This is a genomic window from Photobacterium sp. DNB23_23_1 (genome assembly GCF_052873815.1).
Map to the genome: position 1 here is coordinate 1 of NZ_JBNNXT010000119.1, position 304 is coordinate 304.

The 304-nt window shown below is 44.1% G+C and carries 1 protein-coding gene; it reads right to left on the reverse strand.

Annotation, left to right across the window (positions count from 1 at the left end; all coding sequences use genetic code 11):
• Window positions 1-304: 3'-5' exonuclease (locus tag ACVA53_RS25080; protein ID WP_446506635.1), on the reverse strand; the 304-nt coding region annotated here is incomplete at both ends.

A 304-nucleotide genomic window follows, 5' to 3' on the forward strand; every position in this document is an offset into this window, starting at 1 on the left:
GAAATATCAATACCTTGCTGAATTGCGGCGTTTGTCAGGCTTTGCCATTTGAAGTTGCCGTGATGTGCATTCCACTCTCCAAAGAACTCGGCATACCACTCCATCACGCATTGCGTTTTGAATGGTAGAAAATCAATGCCATAGCGCTTGAGGCTTTGACGGATTAAGCGAACATCAAAGGCAGCGTTGTATATCAAAACGTCACGGCCTTTTAGTTCTTGGGCTAATTGTTTGTAGATAACTGGAAATGTTGATGAACCCACTAACATGCGATTAGTGATCCCGTGGATTGCCATTGCTTCAC